General features: G+C 67.3%; 12 protein-coding genes and 1 tRNA gene. 10 read left to right on the forward strand and 3 right to left on the reverse strand.

Annotated elements, in window-relative coordinates; genetic code table 11:
* The first annotated feature begins 85 nt into the window (after positions 1 to 85).
* From B2Y21_RS08605 to B2Y21_RS08645, 9 genes are all read left to right on the forward strand, one after another.
* A complete protein-coding gene (locus B2Y21_RS08605; RefSeq protein WP_125901558.1) occupies positions 86 to 325 on the forward strand; it encodes a DUF3297 family protein in 240 nt (79 codons plus the stop codon).
* 122 nt (positions 326 to 447) lie between these two features.
* Positions 448 to 1,854, forward strand: a complete 1,407-nt coding sequence (locus B2Y21_RS08610) for a M20/M25/M40 family metallo-hydrolase (RefSeq protein WP_292058949.1) — start codon at positions 448 to 450, stop codon at positions 1,852 to 1,854.
* Between the two features lie 10 nt (positions 1,855 to 1,864).
* Positions 1,865 to 1,949: transfer RNA gene (locus B2Y21_RS08615), tRNA-Leu, on the forward strand.
* Between the two features lie 615 nt (positions 1,950 to 2,564).
* Positions 2,565 to 4,259 carry a sodium:solute symporter family protein gene (locus B2Y21_RS08620; protein WP_292058918.1) on the forward strand — a complete coding sequence of 565 codons (1,695 nt, stop codon included), beginning with the start codon at positions 2,565 to 2,567 and terminating at the stop codon, positions 4,257 to 4,259.
* Positions 4,260 to 4,271: 12 nt separating this feature from the next.
* Positions 4,272 to 4,403: a putative transporter small subunit gene (locus B2Y21_RS08625; protein ID WP_218779206.1), complete on the forward strand. Its 132-nt coding sequence runs from the start codon at positions 4,272 to 4,274 to the stop codon at positions 4,401 to 4,403.
* A 104-nt stretch (positions 4,404 to 4,507) separates the two neighbouring features.
* Entirely contained in the window at positions 4,508 to 6,196 is a 1,689-nt protein-coding gene (locus B2Y21_RS08630; RefSeq protein ID WP_292058920.1) for an alkaline phosphatase family protein, read from the forward strand.
* Positions 6,197 to 6,354: 158 nt separating this feature from the next.
* Positions 6,355 to 7,821, forward strand: a complete 1,467-nt coding sequence (gene pyk / locus B2Y21_RS08635) for a pyruvate kinase (protein ID WP_292058921.1) — start codon at positions 6,355 to 6,357, stop codon at positions 7,819 to 7,821.
* A 9-nt stretch (positions 7,822 to 7,830) separates the two neighbouring features.
* Positions 7,831 to 8,871, forward strand: coding sequence for a DNA adenine methylase (locus B2Y21_RS08640; RefSeq protein WP_278450036.1), 1,041 nt, complete (start codon positions 7,831 to 7,833; stop codon positions 8,869 to 8,871).
* Positions 8,872 to 8,907: 36 nt separating this feature from the next.
* On the forward strand, positions 8,908 to 9,120 hold the full coding sequence (locus B2Y21_RS08645; protein WP_125901554.1) for a hypothetical protein: 213 nt from the start codon (positions 8,908 to 8,910) through the stop codon (positions 9,118 to 9,120).
* 7 nt (positions 9,121 to 9,127) lie between these two features.
* On the opposite strand, the gene B2Y21_RS08650 is transcribed toward B2Y21_RS08645, so the two are convergent.
* Positions 9,128 to 9,778, reverse strand: a complete 651-nt coding sequence (locus tag B2Y21_RS08650) for a ribonuclease HII (protein WP_409410824.1) — start codon at positions 9,776 to 9,778, stop codon at positions 9,128 to 9,130.
* A gap of 232 nt (positions 9,779 to 10,010) precedes the next feature.
* Here B2Y21_RS08650 and B2Y21_RS08655 point away from each other — a divergent pair, with 232 nt between their 5' ends.
* Entirely contained in the window at positions 10,011 to 10,415 is a 405-nt protein-coding gene (locus tag B2Y21_RS08655) for a hypothetical protein (RefSeq protein ID WP_292058943.1), read from the forward strand.
* Positions 10,416 to 10,461: 46 nt separating this feature from the next.
* On the opposite strand, the gene B2Y21_RS08660 is transcribed toward B2Y21_RS08655, so the two are convergent.
* Together B2Y21_RS08660 and B2Y21_RS08665 are read right to left on the reverse strand one after the other, a co-directional pair.
* A complete protein-coding gene (locus B2Y21_RS08660) occupies positions 10,462 to 11,052 on the reverse strand; it encodes a DNA-3-methyladenine glycosylase I (RefSeq protein WP_292058945.1) in 591 nt (196 codons plus the stop codon).
* An 86-nt stretch (positions 11,053 to 11,138) separates the two neighbouring features.
* Positions 11,139 to 11,832 (reverse strand): TraB/GumN family protein (locus B2Y21_RS08665; protein ID WP_292058947.1); only part of this gene is annotated, 694 nt, incomplete at its 5' end.

An 11,832-nucleotide genomic window follows, 5' to 3' on the forward strand; every position in this document is an offset into this window, starting at 1 on the left:
ACGTCAGTCGGTGCAATAGGCGACGGTTGTCGCAAAGGCCTTGCGCGGCTATTCAGCCCGCTTCGATTTTTCGCGAGACCTTTCCATGTCCGACGTCCTGCCTGACCGCCTTTCGGTCGATCCCGACAGCCCCTTCCACAACGCCGAACTGCTGGCGCGCGGCGTGGGCATCCGCTTCAAGGGCGAGGAAAAGACCAACGTCGAGGAATACTGCGTCTCGGAAGGCTGGGTGCGCCTGGCCGTCGGCAACCGCGTCGACCGTCGCGGCAAGGCCCTGACCGTCAAGCTGCAAGGCCCGGTCGAGCCCTTCATCAAGGGCGAGTGATTTAGCGCCTTTGATTTCCGCCCAGCGGCGAAGCTGAGACTTTCGGTCGCAGTCTTCGCCCGTTAGGGTCCGCGCCTGTCGTTTGAGTCTGGGAGGCGCTCTTGTCGTTCACTATCCGTCTGATGGCCGCCAGCGCTGTGGCGCTCGGCCTTGTCGCTACGCCGGTTCTGGCGCAGGACGCCCGCGCCATCCGCGCCGCCGAACAGGTGCGCGATCAGGCGCTGAAGGGCAATATCGCCCTCGACTACGTCACCCAGATCACCACCCGCTTCGGCCCGCGCCCGGCGGGTTCGCGCGCCGAGCAGGACGCCTCGGCCTGGGCCGCCGACTACATGCGCGCCCACGGCTTCCAGAACGTCCGCATCCAACAATTTCCCCTGATCGGCTGGGAGCGCGGCGAGGAGAGCGCCGAGATCCTGGGCGCACGTCCCCAGAAGCTGGTCGTGGCGGCGCTGGGCCACTCCATTCCCACGCCGGCCGAGGGCGTTGAGGCCGAGGTCGTCTTCTTCGACGGTCTGGACGCCTTGCTGGCCGCGCCTGCCGGATCGCTGAGCGGCAAGATCGCCGTGGTCGACGGCGGCCAGATGGTGCGGATGCAGGACGGCTCGGGCTACGGCCCCCTGTCGCGCATTCGCGGCGTCGGCCCGACCGAGGCGGCCAAGCGCGGCGCGGTCGCCTTCGTCATGCGCTCGGCCGGATCGGACGAACACCGGATGCCGCACACCGGCACCACCCGCTATGTCGAGGGCAAGGTGCCGCTGCCAGCCTTTGCGCTCAGCGCGCCAGACGCCGATCAGGTGGCGCGTTTGGTGGGCATGGGCGAGGCCGTGCGCCTGCGCCTGAAGTCCACCGCCCACACCTATGAGACCCACAGTCAGAACGTGATGGGCGACATCGTCGGGGCCTCGCGCCCGGATGAGATCATCGTCCTGGGCTCGCACATGGACAGCTGGGATCTGGGCACCGGCGCCATCGACGACGCGGCGGGGGGCGCCATCACCCTGGCCGCGGCCAAGCTGATCGCCGAGCAGGGCCGTCCGGCGCGCACGATCCGCGTGGTGCTGTATGGCTCGGAAGAGGTCGCCCAGCCGACCGACCACGGCAATGGCGGCGGCGCCTATGTCCGCAACATCGGCGCGGCCGTCGAGAAGCACGTCATCGCCGGCGAGAGCGATTTCGGCGCCGATCGCGTCTACGCCCTGGGCTTGCCGCCCGGCTCTCAGAACACCGACTTCGCCAAGATCGCCGAGCGCGTCCTGCGTCCGCTGGGCGTCCTGCCGGGCGAGGCCGAGCTGTTCGGCGGGGTCGATATCGGTCCCCTGGCGCGCGCGGGCGTTCCGGTCTTCGGCCTGCGTCAGGACGGCACGCGCTATTTCGACCTGCACCACACCGCCGACGACACCCTGGACAAGATCGACCCGGCTCAGATGACCCAGAACGTCGCCGCCTGGGCGGCCCTGGTGCGTCTGATCGCCGATTCCGATGTGGACTTCCGGGCCGCTCGTGCGGCACAGGAGGCGAAGCGCTGAGGCGCGCGCCGCGAGCGTGGCGAAACTGGTAGACGCAGCAGACTTAAAATCTGCCGACCTTGGTCTTGCGGGTTCGACCCCCGCCGCTCGCACCATCTTCGGCCGGACCTGATCCGGCTGACGCCCTTGAGGGCCTTAGTCCTGTGAGGCCGTTTCCACGCCTGCGTTCCTGAACGCAGGCGTTTTTTGCGTCTGCGGCCAAATGCTGTCTGGGCTCAGAGCCTTTGGCGCGCGCGTCCTTGTCGCCGTCGCATCCCTGCGTTCCGAAATTTGATGTCGATGAATGCAGTTTTCACATTGGTGCGATTTCTGTATCGGAGATGGGTAATCGCTGACTATAAAGTATAGAATGTCCTGAATATCATTTCAGTCGACTTTCTTCGTCATCAATATCGTATGTGATAATTGAGATTCGAATCTCTTTCGTTTGGTTGAAATTGACCTGAATTTTGTCAAGCCTATCGCGCTGCACAAAAACTTTATCTCAGCTTCGCTGTTGATGTATTAGGCTGTCTCGTCGCGGCTTGAGGGGTTGAGCTGCGCTGGCGCGTGCGATGCGCCGTTCATTGCGCCTGGCTCTCATGTCGGGCGCGAAGGCAACCGTGACATCTCGTCTGTCTGCGCCGCTGTGCGCGGCGGCGTTCTTGCGGCTGCGCGGATGGCGGGCCGGGGGCTCGCCGGATGATTGAGAGACAGGAGCGCAGGCGCGCGTGGACGACGTACAACTTCAACAACTGGGCGGGCCGCTGACGATCGGCCTGCTGGTGCTATTCTTCGGCCTGACCATGCTGATCTCGCTGCGGATCAGCCGGCGTAAGGAAAACGCCGACGCCTATATGACCGCCGGGAACGGCATCGGCCTGGGCGTCTCGGCCGCCTCGATGACGGCGACCTGGATCTGGGCGGCGTCGATGTACGCCTCGGCCACGTCGGGCTATGTCTACGGCATATCGGGGCCGATCCACTATGGGCTGTGGGGGGCGCTGATGATCCTGTTCATCTATCCCTATGGCCGCCGCATCCGCGCCGTGGCGCCGCGCGCCCATACGCTGGCCGAGGTCATGTACGCCCGGCACGGCCGGTCCAGCCAACTGATGTTGGCGGGCTCCAACGTCCTGGGCAGCGTCATCAGCCTGACCTCCAACTTCATCGCCGGGGGCGCCCTGATCTCCATGCTGACGCCGTTCAGCTTCAGCCAGGGCGTCGTCGTCATCGCCGGGGGCGTGCTGTTGTATACGCTGTGGTCAGGGTTCCGGGCCTCGGTGCTGACGGACTTCATCCAGGTGTGCGCCATGCTGGGCGCCGTGGTCGTGGTCATTCCGGCCATCTTCTTCGCCATGGGCGGGCCCAGCGTCTTCGTCGAGGGCGCGTCCAACCTGACGCCGCAGCAGACCAGCTTCTTCTCGTCCGACGCCTTCCTGAACCAGGGGGCGCCCTACATCGCCGCCGTCCTGGCCTACGCCATCGGCAACCAGACCATCGCCCAACGTCTGTTCGCCGTGCGTGAGGATCTGATCAAGCCGACCTTCATCACCGCCACGGTCGGCTATGGCGCCACCATCATCGGCATCGGCATGCTGGGCGTCGTGGCGCTGTATGCCGGGATCAATCCGATGGAAGGCGACCTCAACAACCTGATCCCGCAACTGGCCGCCACCTATTTCGGGCCGGTGCTGCTGAGCGTCTTCTTCATCATGATCATCGGCTCGCTAGCCTCGACGGCGGACTCCGACCTGTCGGCCCTGTCGTCGATCATGATGGCCGACATCTATGGCAGGGCGGGCAAGCGCAAGGCTGATCCGCGCCTGATGCTGACCATCGGGCGGGCCACCATGGTCATCGCCACCGGGACGGCTCTCTATTTCGCCGGGGCGCGGATGAACATCCTGGACCTGCTGGTGCTGGTCGGCGCCATCTGGGGCGCGCTGGTCTTCCCCGTCATCGCCAGCTTCTATTGGGAGAAGGTGACCAACAAGGCCTTCACCGTCTCGGTTCTGGCGGCGCTGGCGATCTTCTTCCCGGTGCGGTTCGGCTGGATTCCGATGGACGGCGCCGTCGGCTACGCCTTCGACGCGATCGCCGTGGTCGGCGTCGGCGTGGTTGCAGGCCTGATGGTGTTCGGCTTCTTCGGCGCTCGGCCCGCGCGGATCGTCGGGGTGGCGGCGGCCCTGCTCGTCGCGCCCTTCGCTATCGGCTTCCTGCATGACTACGCCGTGCTCAGCGGTTCGCTGATCGCCTATGCCGTCAGCACCGTGGTCTGCACCGTCCTGTCCCTGTCCAACCGGACCGGCTTCGACTTCTCGCGCATCGCCCGCATGACCGGCGACTTCGACGAGACCGAGCCTGACACCGTCGCCGCGCCCGCCGTGGCCCGGACAGGCTCGCAACTTCCTCAATCCCGCTGACCGGAGATCGCCATGACCCCCTTCTGGCTTACCGTCTATGTCCTGATGTGGCCCGTCATCGTCGCGGGCGTGCTGGCCTTCATCGCCCGCGCCTTCTTCCGGGAGTGGCTGGACGCGCATCGACGCGGCGAGCCGATGATCTGACGTCGGAGGGCGCTGCGGCCTCCTTTTCATAGCTGCGCTGTCTTGGCCCCGTCATGGCGGCGGCGTAGGGATTTGACGACTTTCTGCTTCGCTTGGTGTTCCCGATGATCCGCAGCCGCCTTCTCGCCTCCGCCCTGGGCCTGACCCTGGGCCTCGTCGCCCTGAGCGGAGCCGCGCAGGCGGCGGAGACGACGGCCCCCGCAGCGGCGCCCGCGGCTGAACGCGCCTCACCCTCGCTGATCGTCACCGTCGTGGTCGACCAGTTGAGCGCCAATCTGTTCAACCAGTACCGCAGCCAGTTCGCCGGCGGGCTGAAGACCCTGGCCGATCAGGGCATGGTCTCGATCAACGGCTATCAGACCCATGGCGTGACCGTGACCTGCGCCGGTCACTCGACCGTCCTGACCGGCGCCCATCCGGCGCGCAGCGGCATCCCGGCCAACGACTGGATCAACACGACGACGGGCCAGGAAACCTATTGCCTGGCCGCGCCGCAGAACACCCTGGCTCACGGCAAGAACACTGACAACGGTCCGGTCGGCCCCGAACAGCTGAGCGCCTCGACCCTGGGCGACTGGCTGAAGGCCGTCAGCCCTGAAAGCCGCGTCTACGGCGTGTCGGGCAAGGATCGCGGCGCCATCACCCTGGCCGGGCACAAGGGCGACGGCGCCTTCTGGCTGACCGACAATTTCGGCTTCACCACCTATGTCGAGCCGGGCCAGTCGGCCGAGGCGCGTCTGGCCCCGGTGGCGGCGCTGAACGCCCGGATGATCGACCGCTTCACCCGACAGGCGCCCAGCTGGACCTATTCCAACGCCGCCTGTCGCCGCCTGGAAGGGCAGTGGACCATCGCGGGCCAGACCTTCGACTCCAAGGTGCCGCCGGCCAACTTCCGCCTCGACAACTCGCCGATCCTGGACGAGCTGACCATCGAGGGCGCGATCGAGTTGATGGACAGCCAGCAACTGGGCCGTCGCGGCGTCACGGACATGCTGGGCGTCAGCCTGTCGGCCACGGACCGCATCGGCCACAGCTACGGCACCCAGGGGCCCGAGATGTGCGAGCAGATGCTGCGTCTGGACGCGGCCTTGGGCGCCTTCCTGGACAAGCTGTCCACCATTCCGGGCGGCGCCATCGTGGTGCTGACGGCCGATCACGGCGGCTCGGACTTCCCCGAGCGCTCGGCCGTCGAGGGCTATCCCCATGCGGGCCGAGTGGATCGCGCCCTGCAGCCGCGTGTCAACGCTGCGCTGAAGGCCCGCTTCGGTCTGGACGCCGATCCCGTGGTGTCGTCGGCGGGCGGCTTCGTCATCGTCGACAAGGACCGCAAGTCCCTGCCGGAGCCGCTGCGCTCGCAGGTGCTGGCCGCCGCCCTGGAACTGCTGAACGCCGAGCCGCAGGTGGCCCTGGCCGTGGCCCGCGATGAACTGCTGGCCGAGCCTGTGCCGAACGCGATCAACCCCGAAGACCTGAGCGTGCGCGAGCGCCTGCGTCTGTCGGCGGTGGCGGGTCGTTCGCCTGACATCCTGCGCGCCTGGCAGCCGGGCCTGACCGGCCAGGGCCGCGTCGGCGGCGCCATCTCCAGCCACGGCTCGCCCTGGGACTATGACCGCCGCGTGCCGATCGTCTTCTGGTGGCCGGGCGCCCAGGGGCAGGAGCGCTTCCTGCCCATGCGCACCATCGACATCGCCCCGACGCTGGCCAATCTGATCGGCGTCAAACCGGACGCCCCGATCGACGGCCGCTGCATGGACTTGCCGCAGTTCGCCAAGGGTCGTTGCGAGACGAAATAAGACGGCCGGCCGCCATAACTTCGTGTTTCGCGGCCATAAACTCGTGTTTCCATGCCGGGAGGCGGCCTTACGCCTCCCGCATTTCATTGGCACAAGAGACTGAGAAGCGCTTCTGAGGGGAGGCGCCGGCCGTCAGAGCCATCAGAGGAAACCCGTTCATGCAAAGAGCCCGCCGCGCGCGCATCGTCGCGACCCTTGGACCCGCCAGTCGCGCGCCGGGAACGGTCAAGGCGCTGGCCCAGGCCGGGGTGGACGTCTTTCGCCTGAACTTCAGCCACGGCTCACACGACGATCACGCCGCCGCCTTCAAGGCCGTGCGCGGGGCCGAGATGGCGCTGAAGCGGCCGCTGGGCATACTGGCCGACCTGCAGGGCCCGAAGCTGAGGCTGGGCCGTTTCTCCGACGTCGAGATCGAGGTCAAGCCGGGCCACCAGATGCGCTTCGACCTGAACCCGGCGCTGGGCGACGAGAAACGGGTGCAGATGCCGCATCCGGAAATCCTCAAGTCCCTGCGTCCGGGCATGCTGCTGCTGTTGGACGACGGCCGGGTGCGGCTGCGTGTGGGCGAGCGCACCGACGAATGGTGCGACGTCACGGTCGAGAGCGGCTCCAAGCTGTCCGACCGCAAGGGGGTGGCCGTGCCGGAGGCGGTCATCCCGGTGTCGGCCCTGACGCCCAAGGATCGCGAGGATCTGGCCTTCGCGCTTCGCCTCGGCGTCGACTGGGTGGCCCTCAGCTTCGTCCAGAAGGCCGAGGACATGGCCGAGCTGAAGAGCATCGTGAACGGTCAGGCCGCCTGCCTGGCCAAGATCGAAAAGCCTCAGGCCCTGAACGACCTCGAGAGCATCCTCGACTACTGCGACGGCGTCATGGTCGCGCGCGGCGATCTGGGGGTCGAGATGGACCCGGAGGAAGTGCCGGTCGCCCAGAAGAAGATCCTGCGCGCCGCCCGCCAGCGCGGCGTCCCCGCCATCGTCGCGACGCAGATGTTGGAATCGATGACCAGCGCCCCGGCCCCGACCCGCGCCGAGGCGTCCGACGTGGCCAACGCCGTCTATGAGGGCGCCGACGCCCTGATGCTGTCGGCCGAGACGGCGGCGGGCGACTATCCGCTGGAAGCCGTCACCATCATGAACCGCATCATGGAGCGGGTGGAGCGCGATCCCCTGTGGCCCGGCCTGATGGACGCCGAACATGCGGGCATGGACATCGACGACGTCGACGCCCTGGTCGCGGCGGCGAGGAAGGCGGCCGAGGCGTCCTCGACCGCCTGCATGGTGGTGTTCACGACCCTGGGCGGCACGGCGCGGCGGATGTCGCGCGAGCGGCCGCTGCAGCCGGTCCTGGCGCTGACGCCCAAGCCCGAGACGGCGCGCCGTCTGGCCCTGGTCTGGGGGCTGGAGCCGCGTCTGGGCGAACAGCCGACCTCGCTGGAAGGCCTGACCGACGATGCGGTCGAGGCCGCCATGCTCTATGGCCTGGCCGAGCCGGGGCAGCGCATCCTGATCCTGGCCGGAACGCCCTTCGGCGCGCCGGGGGCCGCGAATCTGTTGCGTCTGGCCCATGCTCCGGCCCATGCTGCCCCCCGGCACGAACATGGGGCGAAGCGCGCCCGCAAAACCTGACGGGGCGGAATGATCAAATACATCGGCTCAAAGCGCGCGCTTCTGGGCCAGGTGATCGGCGCGGTGCGGGCGGCTCAGCCGCAGGGCGGGACGGTCTGCGACCTGTTCTCCGGCACCGCGCGCGTGGGCCACGCGCTGAAGCGCGAGGGTTTCCGCGTCTGGTCCAATGATCACAACGCCTATGCCCATGCGCTCGCCACCGCCTATGTCCAGGCCGACCGCGAGGTCTGGGCCGAGCGGGCCGAGGCGGTGCTGGCGGAACTGCGCGCCGTGGCGCCCGCGCCGGGCTGGTTCACCCGCACCTATTGTCAGGAAGCCCGCTTCTTCCACCCCGACAACGGCGCCCGCATCGACGCCATGCGCGAGCGCATCGAGGTCATGGGACTGGAGCCGGAATTGAAGGCGGTCGTCCTGGTCGCCCTGATGGAGGCGGCCGACCGGGTGGATTCCACGGCGGGCCTGCAGATGGCCTTCATGAAGCAGTGGGCGCCGCGTGCGCTGAAGCCGCTGGAGCTGCGCCTGCCGGACCTGCTGCCCGGCGTGGCGGCGGGGCCGTGCGTGGCGACGCACGGCGACGCGGTCGAGATCGCGGCCGAGGTCGAGGCCGACCTCGTCTATCTGGACCCGCCCTATAATCAGCACTCCTACCTCGGCAACTATCACTGTTGGGAAAGCCTGGTGCTGTGGGACAAGCCGGAAACCTATGGCGTGGCGCGCAAGCGTGTGGACGTGAAGACGCGCAAGTCGGCCTTCAACAGCCGGCCGGGCATCGGCCCGGCCCTGCAGACCGTCATCGAGCGGCTGAGGGCGCCGAACCTGATCGTCAGCTTCAACGACGAGGGCTATCTGAGCCGCGACGAGCTGACGGCCATGCTATCGGCGCGCGGCCATGTGCAGGTGGTCGAGATTCCGCGCCCCCGTTACGTCGGCGCCCGCATCGGCATCCATAACCTGAAGGGCCAGAAGGTCGGCTCGGTCGGGCGGCTGAGAAATGTGGAATATCTGTTCGTGGTCACGGATCGGCCGATCGAACTGCCGGTCGCCGCCTGACGGGAACGAAAGCCGGGCGCACGCCGTTTGTGCCGTATGCGTACGCTTTCCAGTCTTCCTCCCCCCGCTTCCCGCTTTGACGCCCATGGTTTTGACGCTGCGCGTTTCGACGCCCAGCGTCAGGCCGCGCGTCCGGCCCGCCCGTCGCTGCGGCGCGGGCGCGGGCTGGACAGCTGGACCATCCTGCTGATCGGCGCGATCGCGGCGGGTCTGATGGGAATGCTGCTGGGCGGCGCCCTGTCCGTCTGATTTTCGCTTAGGCGGCGTCCAGCAGGGCCTTGATCGGCGCCCAGCTGCGCCGGTGTTCAGGGCAGGGGCCCAGCGTCTGCAGGGCCTTCTGGTGGATGGGGGCGTTATAGCCCTTGTGGCTGGCGAAGCCGTAGCCTGGATAGGTCGCATCCATCTCGATCATCAGCCGATCACGCGCCGTCTTGGCCAGGATCGACGCCGCCGCGATCGACAGCGACCGGCTGTCCCCCTTGACCACGGGCGTCACCGCGCACGGCAGCTTGAAGCGATAATTGCCGTCCACCAGGGCGTGCACCGGCGGATGGGCCAGGGCCTCGACCGCCCGCCGCATGGCCAGGCCCGTGGCGTGCAGGATGTTGAGCTCGTCGATCTCCTCCACCGAGGCGAAACCGACGCCCCAGGCCAGGGCGCGGCTCTTGATGAGCGGCTCCAGCGCGGCGCGGCGCTTTTCCGTCAGGGCCTTGGAGTCGTCGATGCCGGACGGCAGGTCGTCGGGGTTCAGGATCACCGCCGCCGCCGACACCGGCCCGGCCCAGGGACCGCGCCCGGCTTCGTCCACGCCGCAGACGTGACCGTTCCAGGTCGCGCGCGCCTCCAGCTCCAGCATCAGGGTGGGGAAAGGGCGGTCGATTTTCAGGGCGGCTTTGGGCGGCTTCATCGCGCGTCAGTGCCACGAACCGGCGCGGGGCGGAAGCATCACGGTCGCCCGATAGGGCCGTCTGGAGGCAGCAGGCGGTTTGAAGGGCTGCTTAGAGGGATTGCGGAACCTTAACTTGCAGGCGTGATCAAGAGCAGACTAGCTCTGCCTAATGACTGGACTGTTCTCCCGTGTTCGATCCCCTCGCAGTTTTTGGGGTCGGCTGGGCCTCTTCACGGTGGGAGCCGTCGCTTTGTTTGGCGGCCTGGCGCTGATTGAGCCCTTAGTGCCTGGCGACCCCGGGAATTTCAGCGTGCTTCAGGACGCGAGTCTTGGCGTAATCGCCATGCTCGGGTTCGCCGTCCTCGCCGGTGAGGCCGTCATATTCACAATCCTTCCGGCAGAACTAAGCGCACGCTTTCTGCGAAATGATCTTTGGGGGCTGATCGCTGGAGCTGTCGTCTATTCCCCGATCTTCCATGCTTCAAATGGCGTTGCGGGGGTCGTATTCTCCGCGTGGATCGTTCTGGTCATCGGCGCGGTCTACTATATTCAACGCCCTTCATCCCGGATCGTAGCTTGCGCCCAGGCGATAGGATTGAAATGGGCGTTCTGGCTCAGCGCACTGTCGATGATTGCTGCGGAAAGAATGGGTTGAACCTTCGCAACGAGGAGTAGGCGGACAGTAGCGGGCGTCCTGTAAATCAGGCCGCATCCACCTCTCCATGCCGGAAGCAGGTCGTCTGGTGGTCGTTGACCATGCCGACCGCCTGCATGAAGGCGTAGGTGATCACCGGGCCGCAGAATTTGAAGCCGCGGGCCTTCAGGGCCTTGGCCATGGCGAGGCTTTCGGCGGTCTGGGTCGGGGCTTCGCGGAAATGGCTCCACTGGTTCGTCAGAGGCTGGCCGCCGACAAAGGACCATAGCCAGGCCGAGAAATCCTCGCCGTTGTCGCGCATGTCCAGCCAGATGCGGGCGCCGTTGATGGCCGCGTCGATCTTGGCGCCAGAGCGGATGATGCGCGGGTCGGCCAGCAGGCGCGCGCGGTCCGCCTCGCCATAGCGGGCGACGATCTCGGGGTCGAAGCCGTCGAAGGCGTCGCGCATCCCTTCGCGCTTTCTCAGGATGGTGATCCAGGCCAGCCCGGCCTGGAAGCCGTCCAGCACCAGCTTCTCCCACAGGGCGCGGGCGTCGTATTCGGGCACGCCCCATTCGGTGTCGTGATAGGCGATGTAGAGCGGGTCCGTCGTCCCGCACCAGCCGCAGCGGCCTTCAGCCTTTTCGGATTCGGTCATGGCGCGATGTTGCTGGAATGTTCCGGAGGCGCAAGCGAAAAGGCCCGACGTTTCCGCCGGGCCTTCAGGGGGTGTTGCGGGGCGTCCTACAGTCGCTCGACCGTGAAGCCGCGCGCGGTCAGCATGTCGATGACGCTGTCCTGGTCGGCCAGGTGGGCGACGCCCACGGCGACGAAGGCCGAACCGGAGCCTTGCATCATCGTCTCGATCCGGTTGGTCCAGTCGGCGTTGCGGACGACCAGGGCGGCGCGGTGGATGTCTTCATGCACGTCGCGGGTGTCGAGGCGGTTCAGGCGTCCGACTTCGGCGACGTCGCCTTTGAGCCAGGCGGTTACGGTCTGGTCCAGCTTGGAGACGATCTGGCCGCCGTTGCGGACGTAGTTGTTCAGATAGGCGATCTGAGCTTCTTCGCTCATGCCGGCGATCAGACGCAGCTGACGGTCGGCGGTTTCGAAGCCGTGGATGGTTTTGCCCTCGGCGCGGGCGCGGTCCATCAGGGTCTTGTCGACCCCGGCTTCGGGGCGATAGCCGGCCTGCATCGGGGCGGTTCCGGCGACCATGAAGGCGGCCAGCCAGGGACGATAGGCGTCCAGCGCCGCGCCGTTGGCGCCGATGCCCTGGGCGGCCTTGTCGAAGGCGGCGAAGTCCTCGGCGCTCAGGATCGACGACAGGGGGCGGTCGGGGGTGACGCCGTGCTGCTGGGCGACGGCGGCGACGACGCTCGGGTCGTCCTGGTCCGCGACCTCGACCCAGAACTGGTCGGCGGCGGCGAAGGCGGCG

Origin of the sequence: Brevundimonas sp. UBA5936 (assembly GCA_002430835.1) — a bacterium.
GTDB lineage: Bacteria > Pseudomonadota > Alphaproteobacteria > Caulobacterales > Caulobacteraceae > Brevundimonas.